17 protein-coding genes are annotated in these 17,628 nt (G+C 74.1%); 12 read left to right on the top strand and 5 right to left on the bottom strand.

All coding sequences use genetic code 11. The features are described from left to right. Positions 1-25: 25 nt before the first annotated feature. The 8 genes from ACLQ14_RS16235 to ACLQ14_RS16200 are packed head-to-tail and all read left to right on the top strand — an operon-like array spanning position 26 to position 7,619. Positions 26-1,087 carry a sugar ABC transporter substrate-binding protein gene (locus tag ACLQ14_RS16235; RefSeq protein ID WP_425814896.1) on the top strand — a complete coding sequence of 354 codons (1,062 nt, stop codon included), beginning with the start codon at positions 26-28 and terminating at the stop codon, positions 1,085-1,087. Between the two features lie 42 nt (positions 1,088-1,129). After that, entirely contained in the window at positions 1,130-2,674 is a 1,545-nt protein-coding gene (locus ACLQ14_RS16230) for a sugar ABC transporter ATP-binding protein (RefSeq protein ID WP_425814894.1), read from the top strand. Beyond that, the gene (locus ACLQ14_RS16225; protein ID WP_425814892.1) at positions 2,664-3,731 is read left to right on the top strand and encodes an ABC transporter permease; all 1,068 of its coding nucleotides are present in this window, start codon (positions 2,664-2,666) and stop codon (positions 3,729-3,731) included. The genes ACLQ14_RS16230 and ACLQ14_RS16225 overlap by 11 nt, the downstream gene beginning before the upstream one ends. Before the next feature lie 41 nt (positions 3,732-3,772). Further along, positions 3,773-4,612 carry a fumarylacetoacetate hydrolase family protein gene (locus ACLQ14_RS16220; protein WP_425814890.1) on the top strand — a complete coding sequence of 280 codons (840 nt, stop codon included), beginning with the start codon at positions 3,773-3,775 and terminating at the stop codon, positions 4,610-4,612. Beyond that, positions 4,612-5,376 carry an SDR family NAD(P)-dependent oxidoreductase gene (locus tag ACLQ14_RS16215; RefSeq protein ID WP_425814888.1) on the top strand — a complete coding sequence of 255 codons (765 nt, stop codon included), beginning with the start codon at positions 4,612-4,614 and terminating at the stop codon, positions 5,374-5,376. The genes ACLQ14_RS16220 and ACLQ14_RS16215 overlap by 1 nt, the downstream gene beginning before the upstream one ends. Before the next feature lie 11 nt (positions 5,377-5,387). Beyond that, positions 5,388-5,723, top strand: a complete 336-nt coding sequence (locus ACLQ14_RS16210) for an L-rhamnose mutarotase (RefSeq protein ID WP_425814886.1) — start codon at positions 5,388-5,390, stop codon at positions 5,721-5,723. Positions 5,724-5,763: 40 nt separating this feature from the next. Next, a complete protein-coding gene (locus tag ACLQ14_RS16205) occupies positions 5,764-6,621 on the top strand; it encodes an amidohydrolase family protein (protein ID WP_425814884.1) in 858 nt (285 codons plus the stop codon). Then, positions 6,618-7,619 carry an aldo/keto reductase gene (locus tag ACLQ14_RS16200; protein WP_425814882.1) on the top strand — a complete coding sequence of 334 codons (1,002 nt, stop codon included), beginning with the start codon at positions 6,618-6,620 and terminating at the stop codon, positions 7,617-7,619. The genes ACLQ14_RS16205 and ACLQ14_RS16200 overlap by 4 nt, the downstream gene beginning before the upstream one ends. Here the strand turns inward: ACLQ14_RS16200 and ACLQ14_RS16195 are convergent. The 5 genes from ACLQ14_RS16195 to ACLQ14_RS16175 are packed head-to-tail and all read right to left on the bottom strand — an operon-like array spanning position 7,616 to position 13,134. Next, the gene (locus ACLQ14_RS16195) at positions 7,616-9,889 is read right to left on the bottom strand and encodes an FtsX-like permease family protein (RefSeq protein WP_425814880.1); all 2,274 of its coding nucleotides are present in this window, start codon (positions 9,887-9,889) and stop codon (positions 7,616-7,618) included. The two genes, ACLQ14_RS16200 and ACLQ14_RS16195, sit on opposite strands and share 4 nt — an antisense overlap. After that, positions 9,886-10,620 (bottom strand): ABC transporter ATP-binding protein, encoded by a 735-nt coding sequence (locus ACLQ14_RS16190; RefSeq protein WP_425814878.1) that lies wholly within the window; start codon positions 10,618-10,620, stop codon positions 9,886-9,888. Before ACLQ14_RS16190 ends, ACLQ14_RS16195 begins: the two co-directional genes overlap by 4 nt. Further along, positions 10,617-11,141, bottom strand: a complete 525-nt coding sequence (locus tag ACLQ14_RS16185) for a PadR family transcriptional regulator (protein ID WP_425814876.1) — start codon at positions 11,139-11,141, stop codon at positions 10,617-10,619. Before ACLQ14_RS16185 ends, ACLQ14_RS16190 begins: the two co-directional genes overlap by 4 nt. Positions 11,142-11,149: 8 nt before the next feature. After that, entirely contained in the window at positions 11,150-12,478 is a 1,329-nt protein-coding gene (locus ACLQ14_RS16180; protein ID WP_425814874.1) for a sensor histidine kinase, read from the bottom strand. Then, positions 12,475-13,134: a response regulator transcription factor gene (locus ACLQ14_RS16175; RefSeq protein ID WP_425814872.1), complete on the bottom strand. Its 660-nt coding sequence runs from the start codon at positions 13,132-13,134 to the stop codon at positions 12,475-12,477. Before ACLQ14_RS16175 ends, ACLQ14_RS16180 begins: the two co-directional genes overlap by 4 nt. 102 nt (positions 13,135-13,236) lie before the next feature. Here ACLQ14_RS16175 and ACLQ14_RS16170 point away from each other — a divergent pair, with 102 nt between their 5' ends. The 4 genes from ACLQ14_RS16170 to ACLQ14_RS16155 all read left to right on the top strand — a co-directional run bounded on the left by ACLQ14_RS16170 (position 13,237) and on the right by ACLQ14_RS16155 (position 17,616). Further along, positions 13,237-13,932 carry a phosphatase PAP2 family protein gene (locus tag ACLQ14_RS16170; protein ID WP_425814870.1) on the top strand — a complete coding sequence of 232 codons (696 nt, stop codon included), beginning with the start codon at positions 13,237-13,239 and terminating at the stop codon, positions 13,930-13,932. Further along, positions 13,929-14,729 carry a hypothetical protein gene (locus ACLQ14_RS16165; RefSeq protein WP_425814868.1) on the top strand — a complete coding sequence of 267 codons (801 nt, stop codon included), beginning with the start codon at positions 13,929-13,931 and terminating at the stop codon, positions 14,727-14,729. The genes ACLQ14_RS16170 and ACLQ14_RS16165 overlap by 4 nt, the downstream gene beginning before the upstream one ends. Positions 14,730-14,832: 103 nt before the next feature. Then, entirely contained in the window at positions 14,833-17,151 is a 2,319-nt protein-coding gene (locus tag ACLQ14_RS16160) for an amidase family protein (RefSeq protein ID WP_425814866.1), read from the top strand. Between the two features lie 69 nt (positions 17,152-17,220). Further along, positions 17,221-17,616 (top strand): DUF5655 domain-containing protein, encoded by a 396-nt coding sequence (locus ACLQ14_RS16155; RefSeq protein ID WP_425814864.1) that lies wholly within the window; start codon positions 17,221-17,223, stop codon positions 17,614-17,616. Positions 17,617-17,628: the final 12 nt, after the last annotated feature.

The raw sequence follows: 17,628 nt of genomic DNA, 5'->3' as shown, positions 1-17,628 counted from the left end.
GCCCGTTTCTCAAAGGAGAGAGAACGTGCGACTGAACAAGACAGCACTGGCCGCCGTGACCGCGGCGCTGTCGGTGTGCGCGTTGGCCGCCTGCAGCTCCGGCTCGGGCGGCGCCAGCTCCACGTCCGGCGGCGGCAAGGCGCCCCTCGTGGGCGTCGACTACCCCCGCTCCGACTCGGACTTCTGGAACGCCTACATCACCTACGTCCCCGAGATGGCGAAGACCGTCGGGGTCGACCTCAAGACCACGAGCTCCCAGAACGACATCTCCAAGCTCGCGGACAACGTCCAGACGCTCGTCGCCCAGGGGGTCAAGGGCGTGGTGATCGCGCCGCAGGACACCGCGGCCGTGATCCCGACGCTGCAGCAGCTCGAGCAGAAGAAGATCCCCGTCGTGTCGATCGACACGCGCCCCGACTCCGGCAAGGTCTACATGGTCGTCCGCACGGACAACCGGGCGTACGGCGAGAAGGCCTGCCAGTACATCGGCAAGACGCTCGGCGGCAAGGGCAACGTCGTGATGTTCGAGGGCGACCTGTCGTCCATCAACGGACGCGACCGGACCGAGGCGTTCAACGACTGCATGAAGAAGAGCTTCCCGAGCATCAAGGTCTTCGGGGAGCCGACCAAGTGGGACCCCCCGACGGCGGTGTCGCAGCTCAACACCGTGCTGGCGGGCAACACGATCGACGCGATCTACATGCAGGCCAGCATCTACCTGCCGTCCACGCTCCAGGCCCTGCAGCAGAAGGGGCTGCTGAAGAAGCGCGGCGAGGCCGGCCACATCGTCATCGTCTCCAACGACGGCGTCCCCGCGGAGTACCAGGCGATCCAGGACGGCACCATGGACGCGACCGTGTCCCAGCCCGCCGACCTGTACGCGAAGTACGGGTTGCAGTTCGTCAAGGACGCCATCGACGGCAAGACCTACCAGCCGGGCGACGACGGCCACGGCGGCACGATCGTGAAGGTGGGCGACCAGATGCTCGAGGACCAGATCCCCGCGCCCCTCGTGACGATCGACGGCAAGTTCCCCGACTCGCTGCCCGTGACCGACAAGACCCTGTGGGGCAACCAGGTCGGCTGAGTCGACCACGACCGCGAGACACGACCACATCGAGGTGGACGGATGACGACAGGGTCGACGGAGTCGACGGTGGCCCGGCGGACGGGCGGCGAGGTGCCGCCCGTCGTGCGGGTGACGGCGGTGAGCAAGCGCTTCGGCGCCACTCAGGCGTTGCGCGAGGTCGGGCTGACGGTCGAGGCAGGCGAGGTGCACGCGCTCGTGGGCCGCAACGGGGCGGGCAAGTCGACGCTCGTCTCGATCCTCACGGGCCTGCAGGCGCCCGACGAAGGCGAGGTCACGTTCGGCGGGGAGCCGGCGCCGCCGCTCGGTGACCGCGGGGCGTGGCGCCGGCGGGTGGCGTGCGTCTACCAGCACCTCATGGTGCTGGACGACCTCACGGTCGCCGAGAACCTGTTCGTGAACCGGCAGTCGGAGCGTGGGCACCGCATCCGCTGGCGCGAGCTCGTCGGGCGGGCCCGCGACCTCCTCGAGGAGTGGGAGATCGACGTCGATCCCCGGGCGCTCGCGCGCGACCTCACGGTCGAGCAGCGTCAGCTCCTCGAGATCGCGCGAGCGTTGTCGTACGGTGCACGGTTCGTCATCCTCGACGAGCCGACGGCGCGGCTCGACGCGGCCGGGATCGCGCGGCTCTTCGCGCGGATCCGGCGGCTCCAGGAGCAGGGCGTCACGTTCCTGTACATCAGCCACCACCTGCAGGAGATCTTCGACCTGTGCCAGACGGTCACGGTCTTCCGGGACGCCCGGCACATCCTCACGTCGCCGATCGACACGATCTCCAGGACCGCGCTCGTCGAGGCGATGACAGGCGAGCAGGTCCGCGCCCGCGAGGACCCGCGCCCGGACCTCGCCCCGACGGACGAGCGGGTGCTGGAGGTGCGCGGGCTGACCGCCGACGAGTACAGCGACATCAGCTTCGGCGTGCGACCGGGCGAGATCGTCGGCCTCGCGGGGGCGGGCGGGAGCGGCAAGACGGCGGTCGCCGAGGCGATCGTCGGGCTGCGGCGGCCCGTGTCGGGCGAGGTCCGGCTGGACGGCGCGCCGCAGCGCCTCGGGAGCGTCCCGCGAGCGCTGCGGGCGGGGATCGGCTTCGTGCCGCAGGATCGTCGCGCCCAGGGTTACGTGCCGGAGATGTCGATCGCGGAGAACCTCACCATGACGGTGCCGCACCGCCTCGGGTCGCACGGGTTCGAGAACCCCCGACGTCGGACGGCGCTCGCGCGCACCCTGATCGACCGGCTCGACGTCGTCCCCCGACGACCCGAGCAGGCGGTGGCGGACCTGTCCGGCGGCAACCAGCAGAAGGTGGTCGCGGGGCGCGCGATCGCGGACGACCCCCGGCTGCTCGTGCTGATGGCGCCGACGGCCGGGGTCGACGTCAAGTCCAAGGAGTCACTCATGGCGACAGCCGTCGACACGGCACGGGGGAGCGCGGGCGTCCTCGTGGTCACGGACGACCTCGACGACCTGCGCTACTGCCATCGGGTGCTCGTCATGTTCCGCGGCGAGGTCGTCGCGGAGCTGTCAGGAACCTGGGACGACCGTGAGCTCGTCTCGGCCATGGAAGGAGTGGATCTCGGTGATCGATGAGGTGACCGAGCGCGTCGACGACGCCTCGAAGCCGCAGACCGGCGGACCCCAGGGGACCGGACGCGCGGGATCGGCCCCGAGCCTGTCGCTGCGCAGCGTGCAGCTGGCCCGGTGGCGCGACCTGGCCCTGATCCCCCCGATCATCCTGGTCGCGGTGGTGGGCTCGTTCGTCTCTCCGAGCTTCTTCACGCGGACGAACATCGAGGACGTCCTCGTCTCGATGTCCTGGATCGGGCTGCTCGTGCTGGCTGAGGGCCTCGTCCTCCTGACCGGCAAGATGGACCTCTCGCTCGAGTCGACCGTCGGCCTGGCGCCCGGGGTCGCCGCGTGGCTCACGCTCTCCGGCGGCATCCACCACGGCATCGACGCGGTCTCGCCCGGCTGGGCGATCCCGATCGCGCTCGGCGTCGGCCTCGTCGTGGGCCTGGTCAACGCGGCGCTCATCGTCGGGCTCGGGCTCAACGCGTTCATCGTGACGCTGGGCATGCTCATCACCTTGCGCGGGCTGCTGACCGGGATCTCGGGGGGCCAGACCTTCTTCGGGATGTCCGGCTCGATGACGTACCTCGGGACGGGCAGCTTCCTGGGCGTCCCGGTCGCGATCTGGGTGTGCGTGCTCGCCTACGTGGTGGCCGTCCTCGCTCTGCGGTACCTCCGCGTCGGCAGGTCGCTCTACGCGATCGGCGGCAACGTCGACGCCGCCCGGGCCGCGGGCATCCGCACCGACCGGACCCTCTGGGGCGTCTTCGTGCTGGCGAGCGTCCTGGCGGCGCTCGGCGGCATCATGCTCTCCGGCCACCTGGCGTCGGTGGCGTCCAACCAGGGCGACGGCGCGATCTTCACGGTGTTCGCGGCCGCGGTGATCGGCGGCGTGAGCCTCAACGGCGGCCGCGGGAGCCTGGTGGGAGCCTTCACCGGCATCCTCCTGCTGTACCTGGTGCAGAACGTCCTCACCTTCGCCGGGGTCAGCGGCGAGTGGTTCGACTTCCTCAACGGAGCGGTCATCCTCGCGGTGCTCATCATCACGCGCGTGGTCACCGGCCGCTCCAAGGACTGACAGAAGCTCCAAGGCCTGACTGAAAGAGAGAGCAGCACAGCATGCGCATCGCACGCCACGGCGCCCCCGGCGCCGAACGTCCCGTCGTCTCGGGGGCGGACGGTGTCTGGCGGGACCTGTCGTCCGTCGTCGACGACGTCACGCCGGCCACCCTCGCCCGCGTCCTCGCCCTCGGTCCCGGCGACGTCGTCGCGCTCCCGGAGGCGGCCGCCGCGGACCGGGTGGGGCCGCCGGTCGCGCGGCCCGGCAAGGTCGTCTGCATCGGGGTGAACTACCGCGCCCACGCGGCGGAGACGAGCCACGACGAGCCGAGCGAGCCGGTCGTCTTCCTCAAGACCGCGCAGACCGTCGTCGGGCCGGACGACGAGGTGCTGATCCCGCGAGGCTCCACGAAGACGGACTGGGAGGTCGAGCTCGCGGTGGTGATCGGTCGCGAGGCGCGCTACCTCGCCTCGCCTGCGGAGGCGCGTGCCTGCGTCGCGGGCTACACGATCAGCAACGACGTGTCCGAGCGCGAGCTGCAGCTCGAGCGGGGCGGCACCTGGGACAAGGGCAAGAACTGCGAGACGTTCAACCCGCTCGGCCCGTGGATCCGCACGGCCGACGAGGTGCCCGACCCGCAGGCGCTCGGCCTACGGCTACGGGTCGACGGGGTCGGCCGCCAGGACTCGTCGACGGCCGCGATGATCTTCGGGGTCGACCACCTCGTCTGGTACCTCAGCCAGGTGATGGTGCTGGAGCCGGGCGACGTGATCAACACGGGGACGCCCTCCGGGGTCGCGCTCGGGCTGCCGGACCACCCGTACCTGCGGCCGGGCAACGTCGTCGAGCTGGAGATCGACGGGCTCGGACGGCAACGACAGACGATGGGAGCGGCGTGATGAGCGCGCTGAGTGGCCTCCGGGTCCTGGTCACGGGGGGCGCGTCGGGCATCGGCCTCGCGACCGCGGGCCTGTTCGCCGGGCGCGGCGCCCGCGTGGGGGTCCTCGACCGCGCGTCGGAGCCGCCGCCCGAGCTGAGGCGGGACGTCGCGGCGTACGAGGCGGCGGACGTCACCGACGACACGGCGGTCCGCGCGGCCGTCGCGGCGCTCGTCGAGGCGCTGGGCGGACTCGACGTGGTCGTCAACAACGCGGGGATCGGGGCGCAGGGCGGCGTCGAGGACAACCCCGACGACGAGTGGCTGCGCGTGCTGGACGTGAACGTCGTCGGCATGGTGCGGGTGTCCCGGGCCGCGCTGCCGGCACTGCGTGCCTCGGGGCGCGGCGCGATCGTGAACACGTGCTCGATCGCCGCGACCGCCGGCCTGCCCGACCGCGCGCTGTACTCCGCGAGCAAGGGCGCCGTGCTGTCCCTGACCCGGGCGATGGCGGCCGACCTCGTCCGCGACGGGGTCCGGGTCAACTGCGTCAGCCCCGGCACCGCGGACACGCCCTGGATCGGGCGCCTGCTCGCCTCCGCGCCGGACCCGGCCGCCGAGCGGGCTGCGCTCGAGGCCCGGCAGCCGCACGGCAGGCTGGTGTCGGCGGTCGAGGTGGCGGAGGCCATCGTGTTCCTCGCGTCGCCGGCGTCCGGCTCGACGACGGGCACGTCGCTCGCGGTCGACGGCGGCATGGACGGACTGCGGCTCCGGCCGCGGGGCTGAGGACCGGCACCGTGGCCGAGTCCGTGCGCCGCGTGGCGCAGCTCATCCGCCTCCGCCCCGGCAAGGAGGCCGAGTACCGGGCGCTGCACCGTGCGGTGCCCGAGCCGGTGCTCGCCGCGCTCCGGGCGGCGGGCATCCGCAACTACTCGATCTTCGAGCGCGACGGCCTCCTGCTGGCCTACTTCGAGCACACGGGCGACGACCTCGCCGCGGACCTCGCGCGCGTGGCGGCCGACCCGGCGACGCAGGAGTGGTGGCGTCGCACCGACCCGTGCCAGGAGCCCGTCGACGGCGCGGGGCCCGGCGCGTGGTGGGCCGACGCCGTCGAGGTCTTCCACCTGGACTGAGACGACACACAGGGCAGTACCGGACGGAGAGGAGCTGTGCGTGCGCATCGACGCTCACCACCACGTGTGGGACCTGGCGGTCCGCGACCAGCCGTGGACGGCCGCGCTGCCCGCGCTGCGCAGGACGTTCACGGTCGACGACCTGCGCCCGTCGGCGGCCCGGCACGGCATCGACGCGACCGTCGTCGTACAGACGGTCTGCGTGCCGGAGGAGACACCCGAGCTGCTCGCCCTCGCGGCGCGCGACCCGCTGGTCGCCGGGGTCGTCGGCTGGGTCGACCTCACCGCCCCCGACGTGGGCGACCGGCTCGACGCCCTCCGCGGGCTGCCGGCCGGGCGGGCGCTCGTCGGCGTCCGGCACCAGGTGCAGGAGGAACCGGACCCGCGGTGGCTGTGCCGGCCCGACGTGCGGCGCGGGCTCGCGGCGGTCGCCGACGCCGGCCTCGCGTACGACCTCGTCGTGACGCCGGACCAGCTTCCGGCGGTCGTCGACACCGTGCGCGCGGTGCCGGGGCTGAAGTTCGTCCTCGATCATGCCGGGAAGCCGCCCATCGCGTCGGGCGTGATCGCGCCGTGGGAGTCGGACGTGCGGAAGCTCGCGGCGAGCGCGAACGTCGCGGCCAAGCTCTCCGGTCTCGTCACCGAGGCCGACCACGACACGTGGGAGGTCGCCGACCTGCGGCCCTACGCCGACGTGGTGCTGGATGCGTTCGGGCCCGGGCGGGTGATGTTCGGGTCCGACTGGCCTGTGTGCCTGCTCGCGGGCGGCTACGACCGGGTGGTGGCCGCGGCCGAGGCGCTCGCGGCGGAGCTGTCAGGGCCGGAGCGGGCCGCCGTGTTCGGCGGCACGGCGAGGCGTTGGTACGGGCTGGACGACGAGGGGACGGGACCACGATGACGCACACCCCGACTTCGCGGGGCGGCGCCGCCCTGCCGGCGCGGACCCTGGGCGCGACGACGGTGCGGGTGACGGAGCTGGGGTTCGGCGCCGCCCCGGTCGGGAACCTGTACCGGCCCGTCTCGGACGAGGACGCCCGCGCGACCGTCGACGCGGCGTGGGACGGGGGCGTGCGGTACTTCGACACGGCGCCCCACTACGGGCTCGGACTGTCGGAGCGGCGCCTGGGCGCGGCGCTGCGGGGCCGTCCGCGCGACGAGTACGTCGTGTCCACGAAGGTCGGCCGCCTGCTCGTCCCGAACGGGGCGCCGACCGGGTCCGACCTCGCGACCGGCGGGTTCGCCGTCCCCGACGACCTGACCCGGCGACGCGACTACTCGCGGGACGGCGTGCTGCGGAGCCTCGAGTCGAGCCTCGCCCGGCTGGGGCTGGACCGCGTCGACGTCGTCTACGTCCACGATCCCGAGGACCACATGGACGACGCGATCAGCGAGGCGGTCCCGGCACTGTGCCGGCTGAGGGACGAGGGCGTCGTCGGGGCCGTGGGCGCCGGGATGAACCTGGTCGAGCCGCTCCGGCGGATCGTGGCCGAGTCCGACGTCGACGCCGTCATGGTCGCGGGCCGCTGGACGCTCGCGGACCGGTCGGCCGCGCCCCTGCTCGCGGACTGTGCCGCGAGGGGCGTGAGCGTGGTCGCGGCGGCGCCGTTCAACTCGGGCCTGCTGGCGCGCCGCTGGCCGCCCGACGACGCCCGGTTCGACTACGGCCTCGCTCCCGCACCGCTGCTGGCTCTCGCCCGAGGGCTGGCCCGGACGTGCGACGAGGCGGGCGTTGCGCTGCCGCACGCCGCGATGCGGTTCCCGCTGCGCGCGCCCGAGGTGGCGTGCGTCGTCGCCGGGTTCGGGCGGCCCGAGCACGCCGCGAGCGGCGCCCGCTGGGTCGCGGAGCCGCTCGACGACGCCGCCTGGGCGGCCCTCGACGCGGCCGCCCGGTCCTAGTCGTTGCGGGCGGTCTCCGGGCCGGTGACGCGCCGCAGCAGCGGGAACGTCGACGCGATGACGCCGAGCCCGATGACCAGCCCGATCCCGACCGACCCCCAGTACGCGCCCCCGGGCGCCGTGAGGTCGTAGTCGAGCTGGGCGGTGAGGAACAGCTGAGCCATCCCGAAGCCCGCGGCCACCGCGACGACCGCCCCGACGAGCAACGGCACCGCGGTCTCGAGCGTCACGACGCGCCGCAGCATCCCGAGCGGGACGCCGGTGAGGCGCAGCAGGCTGAACGGGCGCTTGCGCTCGGTCACGGAACCCGCCGCGCTGACGGCGAGGCTGCACCCGCCGATCACGAGGCTGATCGCCACGATCACCTCCGCGAGGCGCTCGTACTGGTTCAGACCGTTCGTCGTGTCCGACTGGTCCTCGTGCACCGTGAACGGCGTCATCGCGTCGGGGAAGGCGCCCTCGAGCACCGTGCGAGCCCCCTCGACGGCGCCCGTCGAGCCGTCCGTCTGGACGCCGACGCCCAGGGTGTCGAGCTGGTCGAGCGAGCTCGCGTCCACGTCGGCGGCCGGCCAGACGACGCCCGTCCGGTCGGACGTCACGTCGTAGGCCATCAGCGCGACGCTCGCGCCGGGGGCGCACTCGCCCCACGAGGGCATCCCGGCCAGCTGGTCGCACGCCACGTACCCGGGGTGCCCCCAGAGCCCGTCGGGGATGCCGAGATCCTCGGGCTGGGCGTCCGGGCCGGCGTGCACGACGGCGACGCCCGAGACGCCCGGCACGTCGTGCAGGTCCGCGACCACGGAGTCGGGGACGGTGACGGTCGTCCCGGCCTCGCGCCGGCTCTCGAGCTGTTGGACGAGCACGTTCCCCGCGGCCGTCGAGACGGCCGCAGGCCCGCGCTCGGCGACGAACGTGGTGATCGTCGCGGTCGCCGCAGTGCCGATGAAGAGCGCGAGGATGAGCCCGCTGACGCTGCGGAACGCGGCCCGCGGGTCGTCCCCGAGACGTCGCCCGGCGAGGAGCACGGCCGGCCGGCCGGTGCGGACGGCGAGGAGCCGCGCCCCCGCGCGGGTGAGCCACGGCCCCGCGACGACCAGCCCGACCATGACGAGCGCGGCCCCGCCCAGGTACGCGCCGAGCTGCCCGCCGTTGCCCTCCGGCGGTCCGTCGATCGCGAGGTAGCCGAACCAGGCGAGGCCGGCCACGAAGGGGACGACGCGCCACGCGCTCGGGTCGGACGGCGTCGTCCGGCGGGTGACGCCGAGGGGCGAGACGACGACGCGGCGCATCGCGAACCGGGACGCCACGGCCGCGGCGAGCGGGACGGCCAGCAGCACCACGACGACGTCCACGACCGTGAGGCCGTAGTCGGCCGGCTGGAACCGCGAGCCCGTGAGCGGGATCCGGAGCACGAGCGGCCGCAGCGCGAAGAAGACGGCGAAGCCCAGCACGCTCCCGGCCGCCGCGGCCACGACGGACTCCATCGCGGCGACCGTCCGCACCTGGCGCGGTGTCGCCCCGACGAGCCGCATCGCGGCGAGCCGCTGCTCGCGCCGGGCCGCGGACAGGCGTGTCGCGGCGCCGATGAACACGAGGATCGGGATCACGAGCCCCACGCCCACCACGCCGAACACGAGCGCCACGGCGTTCTCGTTCATCCCGAGCCCGACGGCGCACGCCTCGCCGCTGCACTGGCTCGGCGAGACCGTCGCGATGCTCGTGACCTGGATCGCGTGTCCCGACGGAGACAGCTCGGCGGGGGTGCGGCCCACGATGATCGCGAGCGAGTCGGGCGAGGGCAGGGCGGCGTCGCCGATGGTCCCGACGTTCGCGGGCGAGCCGTAGCGTGCTGCGAGCTCGGCGTCGGGCGTGGAGGCGAGCAGCTTCTGCATCGCCGGCGAGGCCACGTACTGCCCGGGGCCGGGGAGCGCGTCGACGCCGGGCGGCAGGGGAGAGTCGGGGCCGGTGGCGGCGACGTCCACGCGGCCGATGGTCTTCCCCTCGAACTTGTCGGAGGACAGCTGCCACCACAGGGGGTCGACCGTGCCGGTGCCGGCGTCGGACGACTGCGTGGCGCCCGCGACCGTCGTCGGGCCGAAGCCCGTCTCGAGCCACGCGTACCGCTGGTTCTGACCGCCGACGGCGTTGAGCCCGGCGACCATCGTCAGCAGGAGCCCGACGCCGAGCGCGATCGCGGCGCCGGTCACGGCGAGCCGGACGAGCGCCTCCCGCCCGCCGACCACGGCGAGCCGGAGGCCGAGGCGGATCACGACCGGCCACCGTTCGACGCGGCGGGCAGGGAGGACGGAGCGGCGACCGGTGCGGGCGACGTGACCTTGCCGTCGCGCACGAGGACGAGCCGGTCCGCGTAGGCGGCGACGCGCGCCTCGTGCGTCACGAGGACGACGGTGGTGCCCTGCTCGCGGGCGGCGACCGACAGGAGGTCCATGACCTTCTCGCCGGTGAGGGAGTCGAGAGAGCCGGTGGGCTCGTCGGCGAAGAGGACCGGGGGCTGGGCGACGAGGCCGCGGGCGAGGGCGACCCGCTGGGCCTGACCGCCGGACAGCTCGCCGGACCGGCGGTGCTCGAGCCCGTCCAGCTCGAGCCGCTCGAACCACGACCTCGCGGCCTCGAGCGCCGGACCCCGCTTGACCCCGGAGAGCAGCAGGGGGAGGGCGACGTTCTCCACCGCGGTAAGCTCGGGGACGAGCTGGCCGAACTGGAACACGAAGCCGAACCGGTCGCGGCGCAACGCGGAACGGCCGGTCTCGCCCAGCGTGTCGACGCGGGTGCCGTCGAACCAGACCTGCCCGTCGTCGGGCACGAGGATCCCGGCCAGGCAGTGCAGGAGGGTCGTCTTGCCGGAGCCGCTGGGGCCCATGATGGCGACGAGCTCGCCGCGGTCGACGACGAGGTCGGCGCCACGCAGCGCGGGTGTCGGGCCGAACGAGAGGGCGAGTCCGCGAGCCTCGAGGATGGCGGACGTGGGCTGGGCGGTCATGAGCGGATCTCCCGGGTGAGCTGGTCGAGGCGGGCGACGGTGACGTCGATCCAGCGCAGGTCGGCCTCGAGGTGGAAGAGGGCGTTGTCGGCGAGGAGCGTGTCGAGGAGCTCGCCCGTGCGGCGGAGCTCGGTGAGCTCGCGCATGCGGTCGAGGTGGGCGACCTTCTGGGTGTCGAGGTAGTCGTGGGCGTCGCGGCCCAGGAGGATCGCGAGCACCACCTTGCTGAACAGCACGGACTGGAGGTGGGGCTCGGGGGCGACGGGCTCCTGGAGCCACGTCTCGACGTCGGACGCACCCTCCTCCGTGATCACGTAGCGCTTGCGCTCGGGGCCGGAGCCGGCCTCGGTCTCGCTGACGACGACCTTCCCGTCCCGGGTGAGCCGCGCCAGCGTGGAGTAGACCTGCCCGAACGGCAGGGGCTTGTCGTGGCCGAACCACGCGTCGTAGGCGCGCTTGAGGTCGTAGCCGTGAGAGGGCTCACGCTCGAGGAGGCCGAGAAGGGTCAGCGGGACGCTCATGCCCGCGACTATACACCGGAGGTATACCCCGGGGGAATAGTGCGTCCGGAGGGCAGCGCGACGACGAACCGGGCCGGCCGGGGGCGGTCGAGTCGGACGTCGCCGCCCGCCAGCCGGGCGACCCTCCGCGCCAGGGGAAGCCCGAGCCCGGCACCCGGGCTGCCGGGCCCGCGGCGCCCCGGCTCGAAGATCTCGTCGGCGGCGTCCGGGTCGACGCCCGGGCCGTCGTCCTCGACCGTGACCTCCACGTGGTCGCCCGTGACCCGGGCGGCCACCCGCACCCGCGAGCGCGCGTACCGGAAGGCGTTGGCGACGACGGGCGAGAGCGCCTGCGACGCGACCTCGAGCGGGACGGCGACCACCACTCCGGGCGCGGCGTCCACGGCGACCTCCGCGTGCTCGGGGGGCGCGGCGAGCGCCACCGCCGCCCGGACGACGTCGTCCACGGGCACCTGGGCGTCGACGACCCGCTCGCCCCGGCTCACCGCGAGGAGGGTGGTGACGACGCCGGTGAGGGTGTCGACCGAGGCGACGATCTGGTCGAGCCGTTCCGTCGAGGCGCCCCGCGCCGTCGCGTCCATGGCCGCGAGCTCCGCCTCCGCCCGGATCACCGTGAGCGGCGTTCGGATCTCGTGCGCCAGCTCGGCCGTGAGCCGCTGCTCGGACCGGATCGCCTGGGCGGCGCGGTCCAGCAGGCCGTCGAGGACGCTGCCCAGCTCGGTGATCTCGTCGCGCGGGGGACCGAGTCCGAACCGGCGGTCGAGGTCGGCCGCGCTCCACGCCGCCGCCTCGCGGGCCATGCCCGTCACCGGGGCGAGCGCCCGCCGCGTCGACCAGGCGGTCAGCCCCGTCACCGCGGCCACGACGACGACGCCCACGAGCGCCGTGAGCAGGGCCGCGAGGTGCTTGGTCGACTCGTACCCGCCGATGGGCAGCGCGACGACCAGCACGTCGTCGGACCCGGTCACGTCCTCGGCCTGGAGCAGCCAGTCGTGCCACTCGGTCGGGTCGGCGCCGGGGTCGCGCGCGACGGCGGCGGCCTCGGCGTCCAGGTCGCCGCCCGACGGCCCCTCGACGCGCGCGCCGTCGGGTGCGAACAGCCAGACGGTGGCGTCGCGCGCCGCGCTCGTGTCGAGGGTGACGTCGGACCCGTCGACCGTGAGCCCCGCCGACACCGTGGCGGTGCGGTCGGCGAGGGCGGAGCGCGCGTCGGCCGCGACGACGCGGTCCAGGACGAACCACACCACGCCGGTGAGCGCCACGGCCCCGAGCAGCGTGACCGCCGCCGTCGTCGCGGTGATCCGCGCGCGCAGGCTGCGGGCGCCGGTGGGATTCATCGGAGCACGTAGCCGACGCCGCGGACGGTCTCGATCTCGACGGTCGCGCCGACCGACTCGAGCTTGGCGCGCACCCGCCGGACGAAGGAGTCGAGTGTGTTCTCCGCGACCTGCGCGCCCAGGGGCCACCCGGCCGCGACGAGCTCGTGCCGCCGGACGACGTCGCCGCGCCGCCCGGCGAGCGCCGCCAGCACCCGGTACTCGGTCGGGGTGAGCTGCGCGGCCGCGTCGCCCCAGCGGACGGCGAACGCGGCCGGGTCGAGGCTCAGCCCGCTCGGCGGGACGGACGGGCGTCCGCGGTGGACGAGCGCGGCCACGCGAACCTGCAGCTCCGCGACGGCGAACGGCTTGGTCAGGTAGTCGTCGCCGCCCGCGCCGAACCCGGACACGAGGTCGGTGAGCGCGTCGCGGGCCGTGAGGAAGAGGACGGGCGCCTGCTGCCCGGCGCCGCGCAGCGCCTGGCAGACGTCGCGGCCGTCGCCGTCGGGCAGGCCGATGTCGAGCACGAGGACCTCGACGCCGGACTCCGGGCCGAACGAGCGCACCGCCTCCGTGCCCCGGTAGGCGAGCCGGACCTCGTGCCCCGCGTGCTCGAGCGCGTCGCGGACGACGCCCCGGATCCTCGGGTCGTCCTCGCACACGCCGATCACGGCCACGGCGCCATCGTAGGGTCGCGGGCCCGTGGCCCGCCGGGTCCACGGCGCGCGACGGGCGAACCGGTCAGGTGGGCGTCAGGATGCAGCCCCTACGGTCGCCCGATGCACGGTTCCCTCTCCCCGCGCGCGTTCGCGCTCCCCGCGCTCGTCCTCGTCCCGTTCGTCGTGCTCCTCGTGGCGGTGCTCGCGGTGCACGGGGACCCGCTGGGCGTGGACACCTGGTGGGCCGGCGTCGTCGGGGGGTGGCACGCGCCCGGGCTCACCACCGGCGCGCGGCTCGTGAGCGACCTGGGCGGCGGCGTCGTCGGCGGGCTGGAGATCCCCGCGGCGCTCGCGGCGCTCGTGTGGTGGCTGCGGTCGCGCGCGGCGGCGCTGGTCTTCGTCGCGGGGGGCGTGCTGTCGCTCGCCGCGACGCAGGTCGTCAAGCACCTCGTGGACCGCCCGCGGCCGCCGACGGCGGGGATGGCCGGGTCGTTCGACTCGTTCCCGTCCGGCCACGTCGCCAACGCCGCGACGTTGGCACTGCTGCTCGTCCTGCTGCTGGGGGTCCGGTGGCTGTGGCCGGTGGCCGTCGTCTGGCCCGCGGTCATGGCGCTCAGCCGGACCGTCCTCGGGGTGCACTGGCTCAGCGACACGGTCGCGGCTGCGTCGCTGGGCGCGGCCGCCGCGCTGGTCACCGTCGTGCTGGCCGCGCGGTTCGCCCCGCGGGCGCTACCGGCGCGGCCGCTGTGGCCGCGGCCCGCCCAGGCGGACGAGTCAGGTTCGTGGCAGGTGGCGCGTGCGAGCGTGCACCCGTGACCATCCCCGCTCGCCGAACGCCCGCGCCCGTCACGACCTCTCCCGCCATCACCGCGCTCGTCCGCGTGCCGCAGGTCACCGCGGCGTTCTGGGTCCTCAAGGCGCTCTCGACGGCGCTCGGTGAGTCGACGTCCGACTGGTCCGTGCAGACCCTCGGCCCCGTGCCGGCTGTCCTCGCGGGCATGGTCCTGTTCGTCGTGGCGCTCGTCGTGCAGCTCCGCGCCCGCCGCTACGTCCCCACGCGGTACTGGTTCGCCGTCGTCGCGGTCGGCGTGTTCGGGACCATGTGCGCCGACGTCGTGCACGTCGGGTTCGGGGTGCCGTACCCGGTGTCGTCGGCGGCGTACCTGGCGCTGCTCGCCGTCGTGCTCGTCGTCTGGCGACGGGTCGAGGGCACGCTCGACGTCCACGAGATCACGACGACGCGGCGCGAGCTCTTCTACTGGGCGACCGTGGTCGCGACCTTCGCCGCGGGGACCGCGGTGGGCGACCTCGTCGCCACGACGACGGCGCTCGGCTACGCGGGCGCCGTCGTGCTGTTCGCGGTGCTGCTCACGATCCCGGCGTTCGGCTACCGGGTCTGGAGCTGGAACGCGGTCGCGGCGTTCTGGACCGCCTACGTGCTGACGCGGCCCCTCGGCGCGTCCGTCGCCGACCTGTTCGGCAAGCCGACCGCCGACGGCGGGCTCGGCGTCGGGCAGGGCGTCGTGACGGCCGTGCTGGCTGTCGCGATCGTCGTCGGGGTGGGCGTGCAGGCGCGCGGCCGGGCGTCGTCGGCGACGGAAACCGCGGCGTAACGCCGTCGAGACACGCATTACCTAGCCTTCGCACGACCGGCACGCCCGTCTCCGGGACCTCCTCCGGGTAGACCTCCGCGGGCCGGTGTGAGGAGGAACGGACATGCGTCTCCAGAGAAGGCACGCCGCGTGGGCGGCGCCGGCGGTCGCGCTCGGCCTGGCCGGGACGATGGCCCCGGCCGCGGCGTCGGCGGCACCCGACGGGCACGGCACGTCGAGCGCGGGCGCGTACCTCGCGCCGTACTACACCGAGGCCGACCTGACGGGCGACGACCGCGTCACCGACGCCGACGTCTCCGTGCTCGAGAAGGCGCTCGGCACCCGGAAGGGCGCGGCGGGCTGGTCCCGCGTCGCCGCTGCCGACCTCGACCACGACGGCGTCATCACCGTCGCCGACGTCGCGGCCCTGGCCCAGCGCGAGCTCTACGACGACGGCACGTTCGACCTCGTCGAGGCGAGCGCCGTCGACATCCAGGCGGCCCTGAACGCCGGCGTCGTGACGTCGGTCCAGATCACGAAGGACTACCTGGACCGGATCGCGGCGTACGACCACGCGCCCGCAGGCGGCACGGACCATGGCCTGAACTCGATCCTCACGACGGCGCCCGGCGCCCTGGCGGAGGCCGCCGCGAGCGATGTGCGCCGCGCCGCCGGGACGTCGCGCGGCATGCTCGACGGCATCCCCGTCGTCCTCAAGGACAACTACGACACGGCCGACATGCAGACGACCGCAGGGTGCGAGTGCCTCAGGGCCAACCAGACGTCCGACGACGCGTTCATGGTCACGGGCCTGCGCGACGCCGGGGCCGTCGTCCTCGGGAAGGCCAGTCTCGACGAGTTCGCGACGGGCTTCAGCTCGGAGTACTCGCTCGGCACGCGCAAGGCGGACGGCACGATGGGCGCCGCGATCAAGGTCTACAGCCCGTACAACCTCACGAAGACGGCGGGCGGGTCGAGCGGCGGCACGGGCGCGTCGATCGCGGCGAACCTTGCCGCGATCGGCTTCGGCACCGACACCGGCGGCTCCATCCGGGACCCCTCCAGCTACAACCAGCTCGTCGGCGTCCGCCCGACGGTCGGCCTCACGAGCCGCGACGGCATCGTCCCGCTCGCGCTCACGCAGGACACGGGCGGCCCGCTCGCCCGTTCGGTCTCCGACGCGGCACTCGCGCTGGACGCGGTCGTCGGGGTGGACGCGCACGACGGTGCGACGGCCGCGCAGGCCGGCCAGGTGTCCGCGTCGTACACGTCGTACCTGGACCCGGACGCCCTGAAGGGCGCACGGCTCGGCTACCTGCCGTCGACCGTCGGGACCAACGCGACGGTGAAGCGCCTGTTCGACCGGGCCGTCGCCGACCTCGAGGCGCAGGGTGCGACGGTCGTGGACCTGTCGACCGACCCGGCGGCGCCCACGGCGGCGACGGACATCGCGACCATCGGCGCGATCTCGAGCGGCAGCACCAACGAGTTCAAGGCGAACCTCAACGTCTACCTCACGCAGCACGCCGGCACCGGGGTGCCCTACAGGACGCTCGCCGACCTCGCCGCCGACAACCTCGTCGACCCGTCGTACTCCGCGCAGTACAAGAGCCGCAACAACGTCACCGACGCCCAGTACCAGGCGTGGATGGCGCAGCACACCGCGGACATCCAGAAGAGCAACCAGGCCCTCAGCGCGGACCTCGACGCCGCGCACGTGGACGCCCTGATCTACCCGACGACGGGCCAGTACACGACCCAGGGCACCAACCTGCGGCTCAGCCCCAACACGGGCATGCCGGCCGTCACGCTGCCGATGGGTCAGTCCGACGCGGTCGTCGACGGAACGGCCGCCGTGGCGGGGGCCGGCGTCAACCTCGAGCTCCTCGGCCGGAAGTTCGACGAGGGCTCGCTGCTCGGGCTGGCGTACTCGTACGAGCAGGCGACCCACCACCGGACGACGCCCGCGTCGTACGGGGCGCTCGCCGGCGACGTCGTGACCGGCCCGGGGGCGGACGACGACGCACCCGGCGACGGGAGCGTCGCGCTCACCACGAGCGCGTCGTCCAAGGTCCGGACGGGGGACACCTTCACGGTCACCGTCTCCCAGGACGCGGCCGACCTCTACGCCTACCGGGCATCGGTCGACTACGACGACAAGGACCTGCGGCTCGTGAAGGTCGAGTCCGGCACCGCCGGCACCGACCACGTCGCCGACGCGGCCGGGTCGGTCACGCTCACCCACACCAAGCGCGGCTCGTCGCCGTCGGCCCAGGGCTCGACAGCGCTCGTCACCCTGACGTTCCAGGCGGTGCACGCGGGGCGCGCGTCGATCGCGCTCTCCGGCCTGACGACCGTGACGAGCAAGGCCGTCGCGACGTCCGCCGGGATCGCGGGTCAGGAGCTGTCCCTGTCCACTGCGGGCGCGCCGGTCCGGGGCTGATCCCTCACGACGACGTCCCGCCCAGACCGGGGCGGGACGTCGTCGGCGGTGCCCGGTAGCGTCGCGACGGTGAGCGACGACACCGTGAGCCACCCGGCCTGGACCATCGACGACCACCTCCGCGGCAAGCCCGAGGCGTCGATCGCGCTGTTCGACGCGTTCGTCGAGCTCGTGGCCGCGTGCGGGCCGTACACGGTGTCGGTCAGCAAGAGCTCGATCACGTTCAAGGGCACCCGCCGGGGCTTCGCGGGCGCGCGCCCGGACGCCCGCGGGCTGAAGGGCTACCTCGACCTCCAGCGCCGCGTCGCGGACCCGCGCATCAGCGGCGCGGCGCCCTACGAGTCGCGGCTCTTCGTTCATCACTACCGCGTGGCAGAGCCTGCCGAGCTCGACGAGACGTTCGCCGGCTGGCTGCGCGAGGCCTACGCCGTCGGGCAGGGGGAGCACCTCACCCGGCCCCGGTAGACTCGGGGCGCG

It is taken from the genome of Luteimicrobium sp. DT211 (assembly GCF_049844995.1).
GTDB lineage: Bacteria > Actinomycetota > Actinomycetes > Actinomycetales > Cellulomonadaceae > Luteimicrobium.
This window is presented reverse-complemented; position numbering and strand designations above follow the sequence as displayed.